At 56.6% G+C, this 20,617-nt stretch carries 20 protein-coding genes and 1 tRNA gene; 4 read left to right on the plus strand and 17 right to left on the minus strand.

Annotated elements, in window-relative coordinates; genetic code table 11:
• Nucleotides 1–2 precede the first annotated feature (2 nt).
• The 14 genes from PhaeoP97_RS09325 to PhaeoP97_RS20500 all read right to left on the minus strand — a co-directional run bounded on the left by PhaeoP97_RS09325 (nucleotide 3) and on the right by PhaeoP97_RS20500 (nucleotide 13,686).
• The gene (locus PhaeoP97_RS09325) at nucleotides 3–2,090 is read right to left on the minus strand and encodes a phage major capsid protein (protein WP_237028917.1); all 2,088 of its coding nucleotides are present in this window, start codon (nucleotides 2,088–2,090) and stop codon (nucleotides 3–5) included.
• Complete coding sequence (locus PhaeoP97_RS09330; protein ID WP_027247873.1) at nucleotides 2,026–3,552, minus strand: phage portal protein; 1,527 nt, start codon at nucleotides 3,550–3,552, stop codon at nucleotides 2,026–2,028. The genes PhaeoP97_RS09325 and PhaeoP97_RS09330 overlap by 65 nt, the downstream gene beginning before the upstream one ends.
• Before the next feature lie 65 nt (nucleotides 3,553–3,617).
• Nucleotides 3,618–4,148, minus strand: a complete 531-nt coding sequence (locus PhaeoP97_RS09335) for a hypothetical protein (protein WP_072504845.1) — start codon at nucleotides 4,146–4,148, stop codon at nucleotides 3,618–3,620.
• Between the two features lie 9 nt (nucleotides 4,149–4,157).
• On the minus strand, nucleotides 4,158–6,107 hold the full coding sequence (locus PhaeoP97_RS09340; RefSeq protein ID WP_072504846.1) for a phage terminase large subunit family protein: 1,950 nt from the start codon (nucleotides 6,105–6,107) through the stop codon (nucleotides 4,158–4,160).
• Nucleotides 6,104–6,580, minus strand: coding sequence for a terminase small subunit (locus PhaeoP97_RS09345; RefSeq protein WP_237028918.1), 477 nt, complete (start codon nucleotides 6,578–6,580; stop codon nucleotides 6,104–6,106). Before PhaeoP97_RS09345 ends, PhaeoP97_RS09340 begins: the two co-directional genes overlap by 4 nt.
• A 246-nt stretch (nucleotides 6,581–6,826) precedes the next feature.
• Nucleotides 6,827–7,210, minus strand: coding sequence for a bacteriophage spanin2 family protein (locus PhaeoP97_RS09350; RefSeq protein WP_072504847.1), 384 nt, complete (start codon nucleotides 7,208–7,210; stop codon nucleotides 6,827–6,829).
• On the minus strand, nucleotides 7,210–7,938 hold the full coding sequence (locus PhaeoP97_RS20080; protein ID WP_083570352.1) for a lysozyme: 729 nt from the start codon (nucleotides 7,936–7,938) through the stop codon (nucleotides 7,210–7,212). Before PhaeoP97_RS20080 ends, PhaeoP97_RS09350 begins: the two co-directional genes overlap by 1 nt.
• A gap of 41 nt (nucleotides 7,939–7,979) precedes the next feature.
• Entirely contained in the window at nucleotides 7,980–8,216 is a 237-nt protein-coding gene (locus tag PhaeoP97_RS09360) for a hypothetical protein (RefSeq protein ID WP_072504848.1), read from the minus strand.
• 73 nt (nucleotides 8,217–8,289) lie between these two features.
• Nucleotides 8,290–8,829: a hypothetical protein gene (locus tag PhaeoP97_RS20295; protein WP_157891242.1), complete on the minus strand. Its 540-nt coding sequence runs from the start codon at nucleotides 8,827–8,829 to the stop codon at nucleotides 8,290–8,292.
• A gap of 42 nt (nucleotides 8,830–8,871) precedes the next feature.
• Nucleotides 8,872–9,420 (minus strand): hypothetical protein, encoded by a 549-nt coding sequence (locus PhaeoP97_RS09365; RefSeq protein WP_072504849.1) that lies wholly within the window; start codon nucleotides 9,418–9,420, stop codon nucleotides 8,872–8,874.
• A 60-nt stretch (nucleotides 9,421–9,480) separates the two neighbouring features.
• The gene (locus PhaeoP97_RS09370; protein WP_072504850.1) at nucleotides 9,481–11,016 is read right to left on the minus strand and encodes a DUF6161 domain-containing protein; all 1,536 of its coding nucleotides are present in this window, start codon (nucleotides 11,014–11,016) and stop codon (nucleotides 9,481–9,483) included.
• Between the two features lie 442 nt (nucleotides 11,017–11,458).
• Nucleotides 11,459–12,190, minus strand: a complete 732-nt coding sequence (gene istB, locus PhaeoP97_RS09375; protein ID WP_072503358.1) for an IS21-like element helper ATPase IstB — start codon at nucleotides 12,188–12,190, stop codon at nucleotides 11,459–11,461.
• Entirely contained in the window at nucleotides 12,187–13,203 is a 1,017-nt protein-coding gene (locus PhaeoP97_RS09380; protein ID WP_237029005.1) for a Mu transposase domain-containing protein, read from the minus strand. The genes istB and PhaeoP97_RS09380 overlap by 4 nt, the downstream gene beginning before the upstream one ends.
• Before the next feature lie 39 nt (nucleotides 13,204–13,242).
• A complete protein-coding gene (locus PhaeoP97_RS20500) occupies nucleotides 13,243–13,686 on the minus strand; it encodes a hypothetical protein (RefSeq protein WP_217525901.1) in 444 nt (147 codons plus the stop codon).
• A gap of 102 nt (nucleotides 13,687–13,788) precedes the next feature.
• On the opposite strand from PhaeoP97_RS20500, the gene PhaeoP97_RS09385 reads away from it, so the two are divergent.
• Nucleotides 13,789–14,271, plus strand: coding sequence for a tyrosine-type recombinase/integrase (locus tag PhaeoP97_RS09385; protein WP_237028919.1), 483 nt, complete (start codon nucleotides 13,789–13,791; stop codon nucleotides 14,269–14,271).
• Nucleotides 14,272–14,366: 95 nt separating this feature from the next.
• Here the strand turns inward: PhaeoP97_RS09385 and PhaeoP97_RS09390 are convergent.
• Nucleotides 14,367–14,451, minus strand: a tRNA-Leu gene (locus tag PhaeoP97_RS09390).
• Nucleotides 14,452–14,561: 110 nt separating this feature from the next.
• Nucleotides 14,562–16,262 carry a bifunctional ADP-dependent NAD(P)H-hydrate dehydratase/NAD(P)H-hydrate epimerase gene (locus PhaeoP97_RS09395; protein WP_072504851.1) on the minus strand — a complete coding sequence of 567 codons (1,701 nt, stop codon included), beginning with the start codon at nucleotides 16,260–16,262 and terminating at the stop codon, nucleotides 14,562–14,564.
• 192 nt (nucleotides 16,263–16,454) lie between these two features.
• Between PhaeoP97_RS09395 and PhaeoP97_RS09400 the strand changes: the two genes are divergently transcribed.
• From PhaeoP97_RS09400 to PhaeoP97_RS09410, 3 genes are all read left to right on the plus strand, one after another.
• A complete protein-coding gene (locus tag PhaeoP97_RS09400; RefSeq protein ID WP_014874894.1) occupies nucleotides 16,455–16,793 on the plus strand; it encodes a P-II family nitrogen regulator in 339 nt (112 codons plus the stop codon).
• Nucleotides 16,794–16,886: 93 nt separating this feature from the next.
• A complete protein-coding gene (gene glnA, locus PhaeoP97_RS09405) occupies nucleotides 16,887–18,293 on the plus strand; it encodes a type I glutamate--ammonia ligase (protein ID WP_072504852.1) in 1,407 nt (468 codons plus the stop codon).
• Nucleotides 18,294–18,801: 508 nt separating this feature from the next.
• Nucleotides 18,802–19,776 (plus strand): hypothetical protein, encoded by a 975-nt coding sequence (locus PhaeoP97_RS09410; protein ID WP_072504853.1) that lies wholly within the window; start codon nucleotides 18,802–18,804, stop codon nucleotides 19,774–19,776.
• Nucleotides 19,777–19,799: 23 nt separating this feature from the next.
• On the opposite strand, the gene PhaeoP97_RS09415 is transcribed toward PhaeoP97_RS09410, so the two are convergent.
• The gene (locus PhaeoP97_RS09415; RefSeq protein WP_072504854.1) at nucleotides 19,800–20,564 is read right to left on the minus strand and encodes a heme-dependent oxidative N-demethylase family protein; all 765 of its coding nucleotides are present in this window, start codon (nucleotides 20,562–20,564) and stop codon (nucleotides 19,800–19,802) included.
• Between the last annotated feature and the right edge of the window lie 53 nt (nucleotides 20,565–20,617).

Below are 20,617 nucleotides of genomic sequence, written 5' to 3' on the forward strand. Positions count from 1 at the left end.
CGTTAGCTGGCGTCGGTGCCGTAGCAGAGGCCAGCTGCGTGACGCAGGACAAAATCCGCATCCTGCATCGCAACCAGACGCAGGCGACCACGGCGGCTGTGCGTGTAGGGGTCGACGGTAAGATCCAGGCCACCCCACATGCCAACCAGCACATTGCCAAAGTCGCCGTGGAACACGTCACCCTGTTTGATCTGGTTGGTGACTTCGCCGCGATACCCGTTGACGGTGTTGTCGCTTTCCCAGATCGGCGCCCCATTGGTGCCAGCAAACTTCTGTTTGCTCTTGAAGTGACCGCGCATCTTGGCGTTCTGGACGTAGGCCATACGATCAACATCCGCATTGGCGGCGGCGATCTCGCTTTCCATCTGGATCACATCTTCCCAGGTCGGCATCGCCGCGCCACCACCGGAACCCGCGCCGCCGAAGTCGACCACATTCACACCATTGGTGTTGGCGATCCCCAGGGGCTGATCATCCGTGCCGGTACCGTAGAACCCCGCAAGGTCCAGAGATGTCGCAAGTGCAAGCGCCAGATCACTGCGGACCAGTGCCTCGATATCCATGCTGGTCTGTTTCAGAGTGCGCCGTGTGATCTCCGAATAGGCGGCCACAGTCTTCGGCGAGAACTGGCGCTGACCAAGGCTCAGAATATCCTCGGCGGCCTCGCCATCTTCGCCAATCCAGTAGCCAGTCGCGCCACCTTCCTGCGTCGGGATATCGGGATTGCCAACCAGCCCCATAAGAGGCGTAGCAAGACGCAGCAGGATCGCGCGAACCCGCAGCATCTGAATAAAGCTTTGACTCAGCAGCGGGTTTGCAATCGCATTGCCGCCAGTGTCCCCAGCCCCGACGCCGCCGGTGCCGGTGTTGAGCGGGGCACGCATCAGAACATTCATCGGAACCATGACGCCCTGCGCATCACGGCCCTGGGCTTCTGCGGCGGCGTCGGAGGCTTCAAATTCGAACGCCGCGGCTTCCTGGGCCGCCCGGTCTGTCGGATTGGCCAGCGCACGGATTGCACGCAGGAAAGAAAATTGATCGGCCTCGTCATCCGTCATACCGATATCGGAACGGTCCATGATCTGACGGTGATTGGTGCTGCGCTGGTGCAGATGGTCCAGCAGTCGGGCGTTCATATCCTCGACACCTTGACCGCTGCGGATCAATTCCAACGCCAGATCCTCTGCATCATACTGACTGCCAATCTCGGTCAGTTCGCGCACCCGGGTTGCTTCCTGCTCGCGCCCGCGTTGCAGCAGGGCCGCATCACCTGCACCTGCCCGTTCAAGCATTTCCACGACTTCGACAATATTGCCGTTATCGTCAACTTTTGCCCGGACAAGATTGCCCTCATTGTCGCGGGTGATGATGGTTTCCATCTCAAATTCCCTTTGCTGATTACCTGCGGCCTCGTTGCCCGCGCCTGTTTCATTCTCTGCAATCTGCCCGGTATCGTCCCCCGTCACCTCTGGCAGATTTTCTCCGGAACGCCCGACGCCCACGGTCTGATCTGCAGGGACTGCAACCATTGAAACTTCAAAAGGAGCCCAGCGGGTGACGGTCACCAGATTGGCCTGGCCGTCCCGTTTTTCTTCTTTGATCTCGCTGACGGAGTAACCAACCGACACGTGGCTGCGGATACCGTCCACCACGTCTTGAAAGATCTCATCGGCCCGCGCGCTGCGACTGAACCGAACGACAGCACGGCCAACCTGATCGGCATCGATCCGGGACGACACAATGACGCCGACCTGGTCGCGCCAATTGTGGTCCATCAAAAGCGCGCCACCATTGTTCAGCCGCTCAAGATCGACCGCTCCTGGTCCATGGGAAAGGACTTCCTCACCGAACCACCGCATGACCGGCGTCGTGGACGAAAACGCGAGCTCAACTGTGCGCGCCTCTTCGTCAATGGTGACAACCTCGGCCACCCGCTGCAGGCCCTGGCCTCCGCCACGCTGCCCAGCGTTGATCTGTTCAGGTGTCAGCGACCGCGTCAGGGATTTCCCGATCAGGTCACTCGGCTTACGCACTGTCGTTTCCTCCGCCTGCAACGGTTTCATCGGAGTCGGTTTCGACTGCTGGGACACTTGGGGACCCTCCTTTTGATTTCGCGGTGATCAGCGCTGCTATGACTTCGGGCGGGATGCCTTCGTCTTTCATCGCCTGAATGTCCTCGGCAAATTCGCGATACACATCACGCGGGTTGCGGCCCCGCTCGCGGATCACTTGGCCGCGGGACTTGAACAGGTTGTCGACCGCATCCGCGTCGGCCTTCACATCCTTGGAAGGGTCCATCCAATCCCACCGGCGGGCATGGAAAATGGCATCGAGGTATTTGGACAGGTGGCGAGGTGACAACGCCGCGCCGTTGCCCAAAGTGATCTTTCCGGCAACCAGCGAATACTCGAGCCATTTCTCAAAAACCTCTGAGACAAAGCTCTCGATCAGGCTTTCCTGGAGCTCTTTCCAGCGGTCCCGCTCAGCCTGCATGCCATGGCGCATGCTCGACAGGTTCACGCCCTCAAGATCATTGGCGAGATCGTTGTAAGCCGCCCCCAGTCCAGAGGCGACGCCGCGCAGGTTGTGCTTAGAAAACACGGCCATTTCACCATTGGGATACGGGCTCTCAACCCGTTTGAGACGCTGGCCTTGCAGCATCTCATGATAGATCCCCTCTTCACTGCTGAGCTCTACCTCTGCAGCCTCGCCGTCATCATCATCGCTTTCAGGCTCTGGCCCGAAACCTTCATCCCACTCAATCACGCCCAGCTTGTTCGCGCTCTCGCGCGCATTGGTCAGCGCCGCGCGCTCGAATTGATCCAGTTGACGCATCCGCAGAAGTGCCGTTGCCATCCAGGGCAACCCCCGCTTTTGCCCGATCAGATCCTCTTCGAACCAGTGAATGATCTGATCCGCAGGCACCCGAATGAAGGCGCGGCCTGCATGGGAATAGTCAGACTGCGACACATCGAGCGTGTGGAAGTAGTAATAAACCGGCCGCCCCATTTTGGTGTACTCGATGCCCGCCCGGATAAAACGACCATTGGGACGGCGGTCCTCATCGAAATCGACGGGGCAGTTGACCGGATCGAGGATCTGCAGCCCATAGCCCCAAGGCCCCGCGTCTCGGCCATAGACGTGACGTACCATGAATTCGCCATCGCTCGGCAGCCCGTTAACCAGTGTTTTCTGGATCTGCAGGAAGGATCTAACCCCCTTCACATCGCAGTTCTTGGCCTTGCTCCACGTCTTAAACGCCGCCTCAATTGCGCGGTTTGCATCTGCATCAGGCTTACCATCAGCACCTTGCACCTGAGCCTGCAGGATGAACCCTTTTTGACCGATGACATTGCGGCGCACGCTGCGCTGAAACGCCTTGCCATAACTGTTGTTCACCAGCTGTTCACGGGAGCGAGCAACCAGCGCGCGCCAGTTCCGGCGCACAATCTGATCAGCAGGAAGCGGTGACGTTGACCAACCAGACGTAACCCGATCCGCCTGCGCTGCCTGATACAATCGCGCGCCGCGTCGACGCGCTGGCGCAATCATGGGCGGCGCTCCCCGCTGCACCTCATCGGCGACTGTTGCTTGAGAACGGCGGAACCATTTTCCGATCATGGCATGCGCACCTTGATTGTGCGGCCCATGCCCCGGCGCTTACGGCTCGCACTCTTCGATGCCAGCTCTGCCCGATAGCGGGAACGCAGCTTCAACAGCTCATTCAGTGGCGTCCGCTGCAGGGACCGGTTGTTGATTTGGTAGCTCTGCTGATCGATGCTGGCCCGGTTTTCGATCACGGCCTCAATCGCATCGAGCACCTTGCGCACGTGGTCACGATTGTCGACACCAGCACCCTGCGCCGAAAGATCCGGCGCGATCCGCAGCTCGCCCACCTTGACCGTGATCACGTCTGAACCATCGGCCACCCGTAGTTCATAGCGGTAGTGACCGGGCAACCAACCGGCAGTCTCGCTGGCCGCTGCATGTAGGTTGTGATTTTCGCCGTCACTATCCGCCACCAGATCAATCTGGCTGGCGCCGCGCATGATCAGCGAAAGTCCCCATTCCGTCGCAGGGTAGACCGGCAGGCATACAGTCGCCCGAAAGGTAACCCCTGCCCCGATTTCAGCTGGTAGTGCGCCCACGTTTTTGCCCTATTCAAGGTTATGGCGCCGCCTGCGTTTTCGTCGGTTCGTCCGTCGGCGCTTTGGGCCACTGTCGGAGTTTGCGGGCGATGTATCCTCTGGCATATTTTCCGGAGCATCGCTTTGCGGTGCCTGATCAAGGTCTTGATCCTCGCCCCCCTGAACCTCCAAAGCCGTCAACAAGCGCTTTATGTTGGGTCGCAAGATGCTGAGTGCGGCATAAGCGTAGACGCGGCAATCAAAGGCCTCGTTTCGCGGACGCACCTTCTGCCATTCCCGCATCGGGAAGCCTTTCAGATATTTGGTACGCAACGTCTCCGCCGTGAACATGTCATACCAGGCAGGATCTCGATTTACCGGGAAGTGACAATGACCGGGGCCCGGGGCCGGGATCCGCGCCAGCTGAGCCACCACAACTTTGGCCTCATCCACACCAATCGAATGGAGCCATACCGGGCCCACGCCGCGCTGACGGATCTTGCTGGGTTGGGTCACGATGGGGCGACCCCAGCCCCCAACGCCTTTCACAGCAAAGATTTTGCGGCCCAGCCGCTCGCGCGCGTAATCATAGGCGGCCTGCGTCCGCCCGCCCTCGCCGCCGGTGTCCAGACAGGCGGCAGAGATCCGTAACTCTGCCCCGCTCTCATAGGTCCAGGTTTCCGCGAGCACCTCATCCAGTTCATCCCAGACGTCCCCCTGCAGCGGATCGCCCCACAGGACCTTGTAATCGACAGACCACGACTCTTCGCCCAACCCCCAAGCCACGATTTCGACTTCCAGCCGGTCATTCTGCATGTCGATCCCGGCGGTCAAAACCCCAGCGCCCATTGGCACCGGCGCACGGAATTCCTCCGCGCGCGCCATCAGAACTGATGATTCCAGCTGGTCGCCTGCCTCTTCCCACGTTTCGGCCAGCGACACGTTCACAAACGTCTGAAGATCCCCGGCAGCGCGTTTGTCCAGGAATGACTGCACAACGTCTTTCAGATACCGAAAGCAGCTGTAGAGCTCCGACAGATGATAAGAGGCATGGCCGCGAAACGGCTTCTTTGCGATCCACCCGCCGCCTTGGTCTTCTGCATTGCGGATCGCGGCGCACCGCTCGGCATCATTCCAAGCAGTGTGGCAACCCTCACCTTCGCAAAGATAGGTAGCGGTTTCTGGCAGGTGCTGCCTGTCGTCGTCTTTACACCAAGAAACCTGAGACCATTTCAGCGTCTGTTTATGGCTGCAATGAGGGCAAACAACGTGGAAGTGTCGCTGATCCCCCTCAAGAAAGGCGGTTTCAATCCAGCTCTCGCCCTTGATGGTCGGGGTGCTGATCTCCAACAGGAGTTTCTGATCGCCGAAGGTCGCAGCCCGTTGCCACAGAAGGCCAACCGGATGGCCCTCACCGGTTCGATCATAGCCGTCTGTTTCGTCGCAGACGATGAATGGCGCCGACCGGCCACGCATGGTCTTGGGCGATCCTGACCAGCTGAACATCAAGAACCCGCCGGGGTAGCTTTTCATCCGCTGGTTATTCACACCGTCGCGGCCACGTGGTTTTGCCAGAACGTTCTGCAATCCCTCGTTGGCCTCAACCATTGGATTGAACTTGGTTTCTAGCCACTTAGTCAGGTCACCCTGGCTGGGCTGCATCATCATCTGCGAAACGGGGTTGAAACCAATCCGGTAGGCCTGCGCGGCAAGCGCAGTCTGCGTCTTCCCAACCTGCGCGCCCCACATCAACGTGATGCGATCGCACCGCGAGTTGGCGGTCATGTCGATCACTTCACGCTGATACGGCGCATTGTCAAAGCGCATCGGTCCCGGCACGGCATTGCCGACCGGGATCTTGATATTTGCCTCCGCCCAATCTGAGGGTTTCAGATCCGGTGGCGGCCGGAGAAATTCACGCGCGCGCCGGGTTGCCTGAACCACCGCGCGTGCATTGGAGAAATCAGCCCGGGCGTTCACTCACCGTCCGCCCCCTCGCCCTCATCGTCTGCAAGCGCGATATCCGACTCCTCAACCAGATCCCGATCTGCAAGCGCCTCGAGTACGTGGTCGACCTCCTCCCGCAACACATCCTTGAACCTGGTTTCGTCGCTCTCGCCCATCAGTCGACGCGCGGCCCGTTGCGGCAGGACGTTGCGCAGACCCGCCCGCACCTCACCAAAAGCCTTCGTCAGGGCCCGTTCATATTGCTCGACCGGCACAACCTGTTCCTTGGCTTTCGCTAGGTCCAGTTCCGCCTGCTCTGTTTCCGCCGCCAACTTGCGCAGCAGCAACTCGCTCTTTGACGCATTTCCGGTGTGGCTTGTCTGGGCCCGAATATCGTCATCGCGCCAGCTGCGCACATCCGCCGTATTGAAGATCCACGCCCGACCGCGAGCCCCATGCTGAATGACAGGGCAGCCGCGGCTCACCCAGTCGTCAACCGTTGGCATGGACACGCCGTTGATTTCAGCCAGTTCGGTCCGGTTTACATTCCGCCCACGTGATTTTTTATTTTTTACAGACACTTAACGCCTCGCGAGAAAAAACCGGGCAGTCGCCCAAACCTGCCGCCACTTTACATTTCGGATCTGGATTGCTGTTTTATTTCAAACGCTTGGGCGATCTATATAATAAACAACCCTATACCCCAGCCGCACCCACACATAAATTTCTGCGCATATGCATACCCACAGGCCTTACCCCCCAGGGAGGGACCCGCGAAAAGGTCGGGCGATCAGAGAGACGAACGCGGCGCCGATCTGTTGTGGCGTCGGGAGCAGCCAGCCAATCAGAGCCACCAGCAGCAACCAGGCTGGCGGATCTTCTCGCAGGATCACGGTCTCAACGCGCTCGATTCTGAGCTGAGTATCGCCGGAACTCTGTTCGATATTGCGGGCTTGCGTGTCATCGATCCGCTGATCCTGCAGCGTGGTTTGCCCAACGGTCTGAGTATTGGCGCTGCCCGCCTGAACATTGGCGGCCACATTGGGACCACCCGCAATCGCCCCGGTGATAATCCCCGCCCCCTTGGCACAGGATACCAGAACCACGCAGAGCATCAGCAGCGACAGAGAGCGCATTATGTGAGCCCCTGCAGGCAGATTGTTTCTTTGCTATCAGCCCGTCGGTTCGACAGGCCACGCACGCGCTTGCCGCCCGCAATCACCCAACGTCGCAGTTCGTCACACGCGAGGCGATATTTGCCCGCATTGGCCAGACGCATCATCGTGGATCGACACACCGGACGTGATCCCACATTGAAGGCCAGTTCGAGCATTGATGCCTGAACACCAACCGGAATATCCGGATTTGTCATGCAGGCCGCGATCTCGGAATAGAAAGCCTGGACATCCTGCTCGAGCCGGTCGACGCATTCGCCCATGGTTGCCGTATCACCCAACCGCACACCATGGGTATCGCCGAAACAGATCGTCGGCACGCCGACAATATCGCGGTAGGCCTCAAGCCTGACACCTTCCCATTTCGCGATGAATGGCGTGGCCAAGGCAATGACCAGCGCGCCTGCCCCCACCTGTTTGACGAAACGGGTGCTCACAGCCCCCGATGTATCACGTCGGAATTCGGACAGCAGGTCGGTAAACCCAACCTGTGCGATCAGGCGGGCCGGAATGGCAAGAGCGTTGATCACCGTGGCAACCGCCGCGAAAATCACTGGGTCAATGCCCAGCAAGCCGGGAGACACAAGCGAGAGGAAAACAGGGACGGCTGACACCAGGCACGCGATTGCGATCAGGCGAATTGACCAAGCTCCTTTAAGTGTTTGCTTCCAGTTTTGAATGAGCTGCATGGCAAAGATCTCCTTTCACCCCTCACGGGGCGCTGCCCCGTTTATCTGCGGTGAAGGAATTCACGGATTTCACGAACATCCGTTCTGACGTCGGAAAGGGCCTCGCGATCCTCGTCGCGCTGCTTATCGCGCGCCTCGAGCGATTGCTGCAGGATCTCAATCTGCTTTTGATTGGTGAAAATCCGACGGACAAGCCAGACAGCACCCGACGCGGCCGCGGTCATCGCTGTCACTGCAAGGCCGGTTGATGCCTGTTCTATGCGTTCGATAAGCGTCATGCGCGCGACCCTCTGCCCTTTTGGACAGCATCGCGCGTCTAGAAATCGAGTTCCTCTGGCAGGTTTTCTCGCGTCATAGGCCGTTCTCAATTAGGTCGACACAAGGATCTATAATATCCAAGATAGGAACCCATGAGAACAATGGGCCCGGCCGAACTTCCCTGTCACTTCCATCTCTCCAACATTCCAATAATTTGTCGTATTGCCAATCTAAATCAAGTACTATTTGACTCCCCCAATGAGACACCCCTGAAAAGTATCCGGCATATCCATCGATCACAGCAGATTGTACGCAAGCTGAGTTTGGAATGTCAGATTTCTTAGATTTTCGCAAGGCGTGCTTGGTTGCATTGGAGGCTTCTCTCACAATCCTGAACTTCCAAGCGTGAGCATTTGGTGAGCATTGAAGGCTGTTTTTGAAATTAACTTCTATTTTTCCACGACTTTTCTCATTTATCGTGTAAACATCCACACCCTCAAAGGCGACATGAGACGCGTAAGCGTCAATAGACCAAATAAGAGCAAAAGCTTTTGACAAACTGTCAGGTTCAGATCTAAAAGAGGCAACGGTTGGATTCAGTACTTTATCTTTAAAATCGTTTGGACTTAGCATAAAATTCACCTTGCGGAACCACCAGTCAAGTAGCGCAATTCTCTAATCACACAAGATTGCAATACCATAGCGACCATCAAAATTTACGGACTCAAAATCACAATTCTCACTCTCACCGATAGAGTCATAAATAGATCTCTCTGTATCAGAAAAAGCAACGTACTCATCTATTGCCACCTCAACGTAAGGCACGGTCAAGCTGAGCGTCTTTAAACCTATTGCAGCATAGTCAGCTCCATCCTTTCTTATTTCCTTTCCTCCACTAGATAGCATAGTATTTCCAGCTCGTATCAACTCCCAAGCAATTTTATACGAACCACAAACACTATTGTAGCTCTCAAAATCGACTTCTGCCCAACCGACCTGCAATGTACGCCTGAGAGACAAGTGGCTCTTACACGAAGAGTTATCAAATGCAGTTTCCGAAAAACTCTTCTGAAAGTTCATGACAAAGTACTTAGGAGCGAGAATAAAGCATACTACCGTGGCAGTAGCTAGAAGACCCAGCATGATCTCTAAACCACGTCCAATACTTGAGAAAAAAGACTTAATCCAGAGCCAGTTAAGGTTCGCTCTTGAGTTAAACTTCATAACTTCACCTATTCAGCCTATTTATCAATCACAGTAAAAACCTAACAAGGCGGCACGAGTCTATTTTACGTTTGCAAGTAACTTTGACAGCGCTGCTGAGATCGATGGGTCCATCCCGCCCTCGTCCTTTACGATACCATCTGAAGAAGGTCGAAAGAGTGATGCGTATACGATTGACCTCTGACCAATAGCTTCGTCTGATGTATCAGACATAGCTACGAGCCGCACGTATGAATCTGCAAAAGCTGCACGTTCTTCAGAGTCCATCGATAGATGGCGTTCTGCGAGATATATTTTCATTTGCAATCTTGCGAACCAAAGCACAAGCGTAATCATGGTGACTAGTAACGAGAGAGTTGCCCAAAAATGCCCGGATGGAAGAACCCTAGTTATTAAAGAAAACTCAGTAGTTTGAGAATCCCCTGCGTCTTTAAGGGCCCATGAAAGGTTATCGATGCCGAGATAGGCAATAGCCATGATCACTAGCAATGAGAAAAGGAATAGCAGAAAGCTAAAGACGCTTCTTTTTCGGTGTTTTTTAGATTTATTGCTCCAAAGTTCGATTGGACTTTTTAAGTTTTCCGTTTCAAGGGCTGCTGATATCTTGGAGTCTATTTCCGAATTTATATCTGAGACCCTACCCTCAACCTCAGTCAAGATATTGGTGGCCTCTTTGCGGGAAACCGCCAAGACATCGCTTGCATTCTGCATTAGGCTCTTATACGCATCTTTCGATGACACAATAGAATCCTCAATCCCATCCAAGTCACTTTTCATTTTCTCGATCTTGGATTCAATGATTGGTATACGCTCTTCCGATCCTGACACGCCCCCCTCTTCAAACAAAAGAGCAATTGCCCTTCTCATCAAAACCATTTCAAATTCTGCCGTTGACTTCCAGATCTGCGGACTCGTCCAAACAATTTCTTGGCCCAGCTTCCAACTAGCTCCACTTCCAGAAACAACAGATTTAAACCATCCCAACCAAAACGCTCCAATGGTATCACTGCTAGAAAAATCTTTTCTTCGCAAACCCGCTATCGCATTTCTATCGGCTACCTGATCAACGCAATACAGGGGGGCATCTAAGATCCGATCCAAATCTTTACTATTTAAATCAAGCACTACCCCCTTGACAATGTTAAATCTATCATCAAAGTCACCAGACACAAATATATTCAGTATATTAAGAAACCCACCTTTCGCTTCTTCGATCATGCGTGGCTCGCGATGATACTTAAAGACTTTTAAAGTAAATAAAAACGACCTTGATAGCTTTAGAACCATGTACATTGAAGACTGCTGATCCACATTCGATTTCGCACACTCCTCTAATCGCTTTGTTAAGTTATTTTTTTGTTCATCTATATTAAGCTTTTGGATTTGCTCGATTGTCGCTTGGGACACATCAAGCGCGTACACAGAAAGTAGAGCGCGAAGAACTTCGGACAGCCTAGAGTACGTTGCTGCGTCATCCCTCGCCTCCAATAATGCATGCGGAATCAACCGTAAGGCAGCTCTTGCACTGAGTGCGGCAACCTGAAGAACAGAAAGCCGATTGATTTCGTTGAAATCAGCCTGTGAAAGGTTGCCCATGATTTACCTCTGTTAATAAGCACACAACTTTCGAATGATATCGACGGCTAGATATCCATCCACGGAAGAACATGAACCGAATTTGCTTGCAGTTGCAACTAGCCCGAACCTGTTTTCCGATCCAGAATTCCCAGCCCTTGTCGCGGTCCCCAAGACATTACCCCTCCCCCCTAAACCAAACGCGGTGCCCAGTAGTCCGCCAGATCCAGGAGGCTGGCGACCGTCTTGCGCTCGACCCCGAGCTCTGAGGCGATTTCGGCCTGATCCGCACCCTGCCCTGCCATTTTGACCACAACGTCGGCCAGATAGGCTTTCTGTCAATGAGCGTTCAAAGTTGACCCGGTTTCAGCATTTAAAATTGACCCACCCCATGTGGCGCAAAGCCCCCAGGCGGGCCGCCCTCATATAGCGAGTCCGTCTGGGGGCTTTGCTTTCGGGACGGTTACTTTTCTCTGCGGCTTTTGCTCTGAGCAAAGCGATAGGACGTGTTGCCGGTTTCGATGATTGCGCAATGGTGGGTGACGCGATCCAGCAGCGCGGTGGTCATCTTGGCATCGCCAAAGACCGAGACCCACTCTCCGAACTCCAGGTTGGTGGTGATGATGACGCTGGTTTTCTCGTAGAGCTTGCTGATCAGATGGAACAGCAATGCTCCGCCAGACTTGGGGAACGGGATGTAGCCCAGCTCGTCGATGATGACGCAATCCAGAGCCGAGAGTTGCCGGATGATCTTCCCGGCATTGCCCTCGGCCTGTTCCTTGATCAGGGCGTTGATCAGATCGACGGCGTTGAAGAAGCGTGCCTTCTTGCCGTTGGTGATCAGGGTGGTGCCCAAAGCGATGGCGATATGGGTTTTGCCGGTGCCGGTTCCGCCCACCAGGATGAGGTTGTGCGCCTCTTGGGTGAACTGCCCTGTGCAGAACGGTTCGATCTGGGTCTGGGTGATGGCGGCAGCACCATAATCGAAGGTGGCGAAGTCCTTATGATGGGGGAACTTCGCGATCCTCATTTGATACTGGATAGAGCGCGCCCGCCGCTCTACAGTCTCCGCGTCGATCAGTTGCTTTATCGCTGTGGTCAGACTTGGTGGCTTGCGCGCGGACAGCAAATCATGTGCGCAAGCTGCCATTCCGTGCAACCTCAGGGCGGTCAGTTGGTCGATCAGGGCGTTCATGCGGCAACCTCCTCAGTCGAGCACAGGATCTCATAGCGCTTGCAGTCGGCCTCGGGTCGCAGGGTCAGTTGCGGATAGGCATAGGCTTCGCTGAGCGGCGTGATGACCGGCTCCACCAACTGGTTAATCAGGTTGATGATGGCGGGCAGGCGGAGGGTGTTTTGTGCCACGGCCAGTTCACAAGCCATCTCGACAACCTCGATCCCGTGATCCTGGACGAGCAGAAGCAGATCAACGAACTCCCGATCCCCGCCCTTGTCTGCCATGTAATGTTCCCTGATCTGGTGCATGGCCTCAGGCAGTTGCCAGTCCACGAAGGGTGCGCCATTGCGTAGGGCGCCGGGCTTGCGATCCAGCAGAGGAACATAGTGCCAGGGTTCAAAGTAGCTGACGTTGCGGGTGAAGCGGCGCTTATGCTCGGCGATGATATCCTGGCCCGACACCAGCATAATCCGGCCCGCATAAGCGCGCAGCGACACATGTTGACCGGCAAAGTGGGACGGGACGCTGTAGCGGTTGCTGGCATATTGAACCAGGCAAGTGGATCGGACACGAACCGTCTTCTCAACATAGCCGTCAAAAGGCCGACCCAAGGGGCGCAGCTCGGCGCGTTCGTCTTCGAACACCTCGGCAATCGTGCGATCCTGCTGTTCGGGATGGGGACGATTGGCCAGTTCTTCACAGCGCAGGCGCAACCAGGTGTTCAGCGCATCAAGATCTTCAAAGGCAGGCTTGGGCACAAACAACCGGCCGCGCAAAAACTGGACCTGGTTCTCGACCTGCCCCTTCTCCCAACCCGCTGCGGGCGTGCAGGCAACAGGTTCCATCACATAGTGGTTCATCAGAGCCAGGAACCGGGGATGGAATATCCGGTCCTTCGAGCGGGACACATAGGTCACCATGGTCTTGGGGTTATCAATGATCACCCGTCGTGGAACCCCGCCATAGAAAGACAGTGCCTGCACAAAAGCATCCAGAACCATCTCCTGGGCTTCGCCGGGATAGGCGATCACCAAAGGCTTGCGGCTGTGGCACAGGCGGAAATGGGCAACCTAGATCTTTTGTTCAACGCCGCCCAGGACAACCCGTTCTTCGCTCCAGTCAAACTGAAGGGCGTCACCAGCAGCAAAATGCAGGGGGATAAAAGCATCGCCAGAACCGGCGCCAGCCCGCTTCAGATCGCGGACAAATCGCTGAACTGGAGAATAGGACCCGGTGTAGCCTTCCACCACGAGCTGCTCATAAAGCTTCTGGGCCGTTCGCCGCTCCCGACGTGGTCGCTTCTGGTCCTGATCGAACAGTTCCTGAAGCCGGAGATCAAACCCGTTGCACAGTTTGTGCCGAACCGGTGGAGCCTGGCGCTGGTAGCTCGGCGGGCTCTCATCCTTCAAATACTTCTTGATCGTGTTGCGCGATAATCCCGTCGCCCGCGCAACAGACCGGATACTGCGCCCTTCAACCAGCACCCACAGACGGATCTTCGATACACTTTCCATCAATAACACCTGCTCTTTCCTCCGCACTTGAAGCGCGGATGTTAACGAAACAGGTGGGTCAATTTTACTCGCTCATAACCCACCTAAGTGGGTCAATTTCGCATGCCGATTCACACTCTTGAGTGGGAATTGACCGCATATATGCTGGGGGTAGGCACTGGGCAGCGGATCGGCGACGTGATCGGTATGGAATGGGCGCACTATGACGGCCAGTTCATTTCTGTTGTCCAGGAAAAGACTGCGGCGCGCCTCTGGGTCGCCTGCCCAGAGTTTCTGCGCACGTACCTCGACAACCTGCCGCGCAGTGGTCGCTTTATCATTGCGCAGTCGCTGCATAAGGGCGTTGCCAAACGCACCATTCAGCAGCGCGTCATGGCGGTGCGAGAAAAGATAGGCGCGCAAGCGTTCGTGATCCATGGTTGGCGATACACCGCGGCGGTCCATTTGGCCGAAGCGGGTGCCAGCGATAGCGAGATCCAGGCGGTGACCGGACACAAGACGCTTGAGATGGTGAAGAAATACCGCAGCCAGGCCAATCAGAAGCGCCTTTCGCAGGCAGCGCAAGCGCGTCGGACCAGAACGTGAACGAAACGAGAAAACGGGAAACTTTCTGGGAAACTCGCCCAGCGCCCATTTTTAGGCACGCTCTGCAGCTTCTGTTTTTCACATGAAAATCAAAGTGGTGCGGGTGAAGGGACTCGAACCCCCACGCCTCGCGGCGCCAGAACCTAAATCTGGTGCGTCTACCAATTCCGCCACACCCGCAACCTGACGGTGGGCGCACCCACCGTGACGCGCTCAATAACAAAGCTTTTCAACGGATGCAAAAGGGAAAGCGACCTTGGAGCAAACTTTTCTACGTCTACCGCCCAGCGTCACCTAAGAACATCAAGCCTGCGCAGAACAGCAGGTATTTGCTCTGGCAGGTCCTCGGCAATCAGCCCCGGGCCGAAGTCCAGCGCGCATTCGACATGCAGATATGCAGCTGTTTCTGCTGCCTGCATCGGGTCCAATCCGCGCGCCATCAAGCCTGTGATGAACCCGGCCAGCACGTCGCCGGACCCGGCAGTCGCCAGCCAGGGCGCGGAGCGGTCGTAGTGGGCGGAATTCACTGAGCAGAGCCCGTTCGGCGCGGCGATCACCGTGTCCGGCCCCTTGAACAGCACCACGCAGCCCGCGCGTTTGGCGGCCTCGCGGGTGGCGTCCACCTTGGAATAGGCGGGGCCGGTTGTGGCGGGCGCGTTCAGTTTCTCTGCCAGATCTGGAAAGAGCCGCGCAAATTCACCGCCATGCGGGGTGAGGACACAGTTTTCGTGCAGCACCTCAAACAGCGCCTCAGCACGGTCCTCGAACTGCGTCAGCGCATCTGCATCCAGAACCGTGGCGCGGTTTGCCTGCAAGACCTCCAGAACCAAGCCCTCCCGATCAGCCGCCAGCCCAAGCCCCGGCCCAAGACAAACGACGTTGAAACGGCTGTCCTGCAACAGCGTGCGCAGCTCATCCGCGCCATCCATCTGTCGCAACATAATCGCGGTCAGCTGACAGGCGTTTTCCATCATCGCCGCACGTGGCGCGCCAACCGTGACCAGCCCCGCCCCGATCCGCAAAGCGCCGCGGGCGGCAAGACGGGCGGCGCCGGTCTTGCCGTGGCCGCCGGAGAGGACGAGGGCGTGGCCGTGGGTGTATTTGTGGCCCTTTGTGGATGCCTTTTTGCATCGGACGAAACCAAAACGAGAGATCCATGGCTTCCGACGATCTTTGACTAATGGCCTCTCTCCCAGCAGAACTGAATGAGGCAGTCGCAATGACCGAGGAGGCGTACCGGGTTTAGTTCCTTTCAGCACTCGCCATTGTTCCAACCCGATGTCTTTAACAACGACTTGGCCGCACACAGACGGGCCTTCATTTACAAAATGACCGAACTTTGGGCTGTCGAATGTAACTGTCAGGGCTGCAAATCTGTCTTGAAACGGCTTTCGACCTCGAGGTTCCTGCCCCTGTTGGTCAAAGATCGGATGGCCCAGGCTGGGCGGCGCTTCCTCAAGAACAGTTCCGCTATCCAAGCAGAGGCCGGACGGGGCATCTATGGCGACAACGCTATCACTGTAATCATCACCGTTGCGCCCCGACATATGGGAAGCAACATTAAAGGCTTCACCCTCCAACGGGCGAGATAGCCCGGTCCCGAACAGGGCGTCAATATGCAAGCTGTAAGGCTCCTTTCGAAACGCTCTTTCAGTGAGTTCCTCGACCTGATTGTCAGCCAGCCAAATCTCATAATTGGTGCGCGCATCAGCTGGCAGCTTATCTGGATCACCATACAAGAAAACCTTTACCGTCCAGCCTTTCCCAGCAAGCAGCCGGGCCACGACAAAACCATCTCCGCCATTGTTGCCGGGACCGCATAGGACTGCCACACTTTGAGGCGCACTTTCATATTCCGGCCACTCCTCGAAGATGGCCTCAACCACCCCCTGCCCGGCCCGTTCCATCAGTTCCAGCCCGGTGACTTCACCGGACGCGATGGCGGCCTGCTCAATGGCCCGCATTTGGGCAGCGGTCAGCAATTCGGTCATGTCAGGGGCCTCTTTTTCATGTCGTGGTCATGTCGCGATTCAAAATTGCGCAGAAATCAGGCGTTATGCGTATTTTTTAGGCAGAGACCGCGAAAACATGCGCAGTTTCGCCACAGCGCTTGCGGCTATTATTGTCGCGGCCCAGTAGAAGTGATCTGACCTCTCTCGACAAGGTTGCGAGGAGCCATCCCGATGAAAAAGATCGAAGCCATCATCAAGCCGTTCAAACTGGACGAGGTGAAGGAAGCCTTGCAGGACGTGGGCGTGCAAGGCCTGTCGGTGATCGAGGTCAAGGGCTTTGGCCGTCAGAAAGGCCACACCGAACTTTACCGCGGTGCCGAATATGTCGTCGACTTTCTGCCAAAGGTGAAAATCGAGGTGGTGCTGGACGATGATCAGGTTGACGCCGCTATTGAGGCTATTGTGGCCGCGGCCAAGACCGACAAGATCGGCGACGGCAAGATTTTTGTCTCCCCCGTAGAGCAGGCCATCCGCATCCGCACCGGCGAAACCGGCTCGGACGCGCTCTGAGCCTGACACCAGAACACGCGGTTGTCCGCCGTCGCTGATGGGCGCGGCAGCCTGAATACACTTAAGATTACAAGATCAGAAGGACCATTGGAAATGAGCGCAGACGCAGTTCTGAAGATGATCAAGGACGAAGACATCGCCTATGTCGACATCCGTTTCACTGATGTGCGGGGCAAGCTCCAGCACGTGACCGTTGACGTCGACCTGGTGGACGAAGACTTTATCGAAGAAGGCTTCATGTTCGACGGTTCCTCCATCGCTGGCTGGAAGTCGATCGAAAACTCCGACATGAAGCTGATCCTCGACACCGAGTCTGCTTATGTCGATCCCTTCTATGCCGAAAAAACCCTCTGCATTCATTGCTCTGTGGTTGAGCCCGACACCGGCGAAGCCTACCCGCGTGACCCACGCGGCACCGCACAAAAAGCAGAGGCCTATCTGAAGGCCTCCGGCATTGGCGATGTGGCCTATATGGGTCCCGAGGCGGAATTCTTCCTGTTTGATGATGTGCGGTTCTCCAACACCATCAACAAAGTGTCCTTTGAGGTCGACGCGACTGACGCCTCCTGGAACACCGACACAGAATATGAGATGGGCAACATGGGCCACCGGCCCGGTGTCAAAGGCGGCTATTTCCCGGTGAACCCCATCGACGAAGCCCAAGACCTGCGCTCTGAGATGCTGTCGACTATGAAGCGTCTCGGCATGAAGGTAGACAAGCACCACCACGAGGTGGCCTCCTGCCAGCACGAACTGGGCCTGATCTTTGACAGCCTGACCAAACAGGCCGATGAGCTGCAGAAATACAAATATGTGATTCACAATGTGGCCCACGCCTACGGCAAATCGGCAACCTTCATGCCAAAGCCGATCTACGGTGACAATGGCACCGGCATGCACGTGAACATGTCGATCTGGAAAGACGGCAAGCCGCTCTTTGCTGGCGACAAATACGCGGATCTTAGCCAGGAAGCGCTGTATTTTATCGGCGGCATCCTGAAGCACGCAAAAACGCTGAACGCCTTTACTAACCCGGCGACCAACTCCTACAAGCGTCTGATCCCCGGTTTTGAAGCCCCGGTTCTGCGCGCCTATTCCGCCCGTAACCGGTCCGGCTGCGTGCGGATCCCATGGACCGAGAGCCCCAAAGCCAAGCGCGTCGAAGCCCGTTTCCCCGATCCGGCGGCGAACCCCTATCTGTGCTTTGCCGCCCTGCTGATGGCCGGCCTGGACGGCATCAAGAACAAGATCGATCCGGGCGAAGCCATGGACAAGAACCTCTATGATCTGCCCGCAGAAGAGCTGGCCGATATCCCCACCGTCTGCGGCAGCCTGCGCGAAGCGCTGGAAGCACTGGCTGGCGATCACGACTTCCTGGTTCAGGGCGATGTGTTCACCAAAGACCAGATCGAAGGCTATATCGCCCTCAAGATGGAAGAGGTGGAAACCTACGAACACACGCCGCACCCTGTTGAATACGGCATGTATTACAGCTGCTGATCCCCGATCATATATGCTGACTGGGCGTCCCCATCCGGGGACGCCTTTTTCGTTTCATGAACATGGTCCACATGCGTTCTGCCCTGCACGGGTCGTTTGTACAGACCACCCAAACACCAGCGTGTCACGGGCAAGCCACCCACCGGTTGTCACAGTGCGGATGACACTTTATCAACCCCGCGCGCCCTGGCGGGGCCAGTCCGCACCGTCTGTGGCATCCGAAGACGCGCCCCCGCGTTAACTTTTCAGAAACACTGACCTCGCAAACGCCGGTTTTGTAATGGCTGCGGCATCAATATGGCCACAGGCTGCCCCGGTTTTGCCCAATTGTCTGCCAAACACTCTATCAATATTTAATTTTCATTATTAAAATCAACTATTTATATGAATACGTGGGCAATCCCCAAAACCGAAACGAATATTTTACGCTTCGACCGCTCGCGCCTCACTTTCCACCATTTCAAATTTTAACTTAATTGCTGAAGCACCTGAGCGGAGGACCCTGACGGTGACACAGGTAGATCAGTACAAAGGCAAGCTTGGCTTTGAAGCCCGGCACCCGGATGCGTTGTCCATCGGCTCGACCGCAGTGGTCGACACGCTAGAGGAATATGGCCACGTTGTGCGTCAGTTTCAGGCGCGAAGTCCAAACCTGATCCAGCTGGACTGTGATCACTACCGGATTGAACTGCGGTATCGCCGACATCCAATCAAACCCACACAGGCAAGCGAGATGGGGTCGGGCGCAATCGAGACGCGGCTGCGCAGCTCTCTGGGTGTCAGCCTGGTGCCAATCTACCCTGATCATTGCGACGCTGAGCTGAGCGAGCTGTTATTGGCCGTGATCTTGCAAAGGCTGGTTGAAGATCTGGAGGTTGCGACAGTCGATTGGTTAGACGCGCCCATGACGTTGACCCGCGCCGCCTTTCTGGGGGCCTTCCACGACGCCGCAGAACAGCCACCTGCAGTGGTCGCCCGCTCGGGACCCAACGCGTCCGAGCTTCCGCAGGGGCATCTGGCAGAAACAGACGAACTGAGCGAGCTGCAGCTGACACCTCCCATGGCCGAACCGGCAGCGCCCATCGCCGCAATGTCGCCAGCCCCCATCCAGACAACAGCATCCGCGCCACAGCCTGCACGGCTGCGCGGACGCGCCTGTTTTGAACCGGTAGAGGAAACCGCGGCCCAGCTGGAGCAGCATTGCCAGGCGATGCTTGAGACATCACAGACCCGCGCCGCTGGTCGCCACGCAGTCGAAGCGCGCAACCGGGCCCGTGCCCGCGCGACCGCCGTTCTTGGGCAGAAAAACCGCCGGTCGCTCCGCCCGGCAGATTTGGTAGAGCGCCTGACACATGTGCCATTGTGGGTTCTTTCTGCAACCACGCACGCCCTGCGGAGTCCGCAATTGCGGGGACCTCTGCATATTCTCTGTGGTGCCACAGCCCTGCTCGCCCTACAAAGCTCGGCCGCAATCGCTTTCTAGGCCCCCCTAGTCCCATGTGGTGCCTAACCGGATGCCGCCTGCGACCCCCAATGGGCCATCACATCCGCACGACGTAACACACTGGTGTGAATGCTGAATATAACGGCGCGACTGCGCGGCAGGCGCAGGATTGTCTGCCGCTCGCTGCGCAGGAACCCGGCCTGCGCGGCCTCTGGTCGCGGACGGTCGCCGGTTGCGCGTCGCGGCTGGTGCAGCGTCGCATCAGCATACCACAGCGCATTGAACCGCCACATGGGCCGCCCGACCTGCACCCCGTCAAACAACCGCTGAACCCGTGCCGCAATGTCCGCATCATAGCTGTCGACCGGGTCATGAATGGCGATCAGCGGGCGTTGAAATTTCTGCGCCAATGTCCAATTCGCCGGAAAGCACAGCACCGCACCGGTCAGCACATGCTCCACCGCCTCTTCCGGTTTTTCCAGAATGCAAAAATCCTGCTGTGTGATCCGTCCCAGCGTGCCCAGTGGGTCTTGCCAGTCCAACGTCACCTCTGCGCCATCAGCTCGTCTGACACGGGCCTGCCCACAATTCGGATATAGCTGTGCCAGCACAGCCTCCAACAGCTCGCAGGCGGCGGGCATGGCAGCGACGGAGCATTGCAGCACCTTAGCACGATGATGGGTCAACAGCCGGTCCCGCTCTGCCATCTGCGTGGCAAAAGCATCATCGGTATAGAGCCAATCCTCAGCGCCCAAGGGTTGGATACCAGGCAGCTTGCGCTCTTCCAGTGGATTGTAAGACAGGCGGGTTTGCAGAATCTCAGTCATGCCACAGTTTTAGCAGTCAATCCGAACCACACCATCCACAACCTTGCCGCATA

It is taken from the genome of Phaeobacter porticola (assembly GCF_001888185.1).
GTDB lineage: Bacteria > Pseudomonadota > Alphaproteobacteria > Rhodobacterales > Rhodobacteraceae > Phaeobacter > Phaeobacter porticola.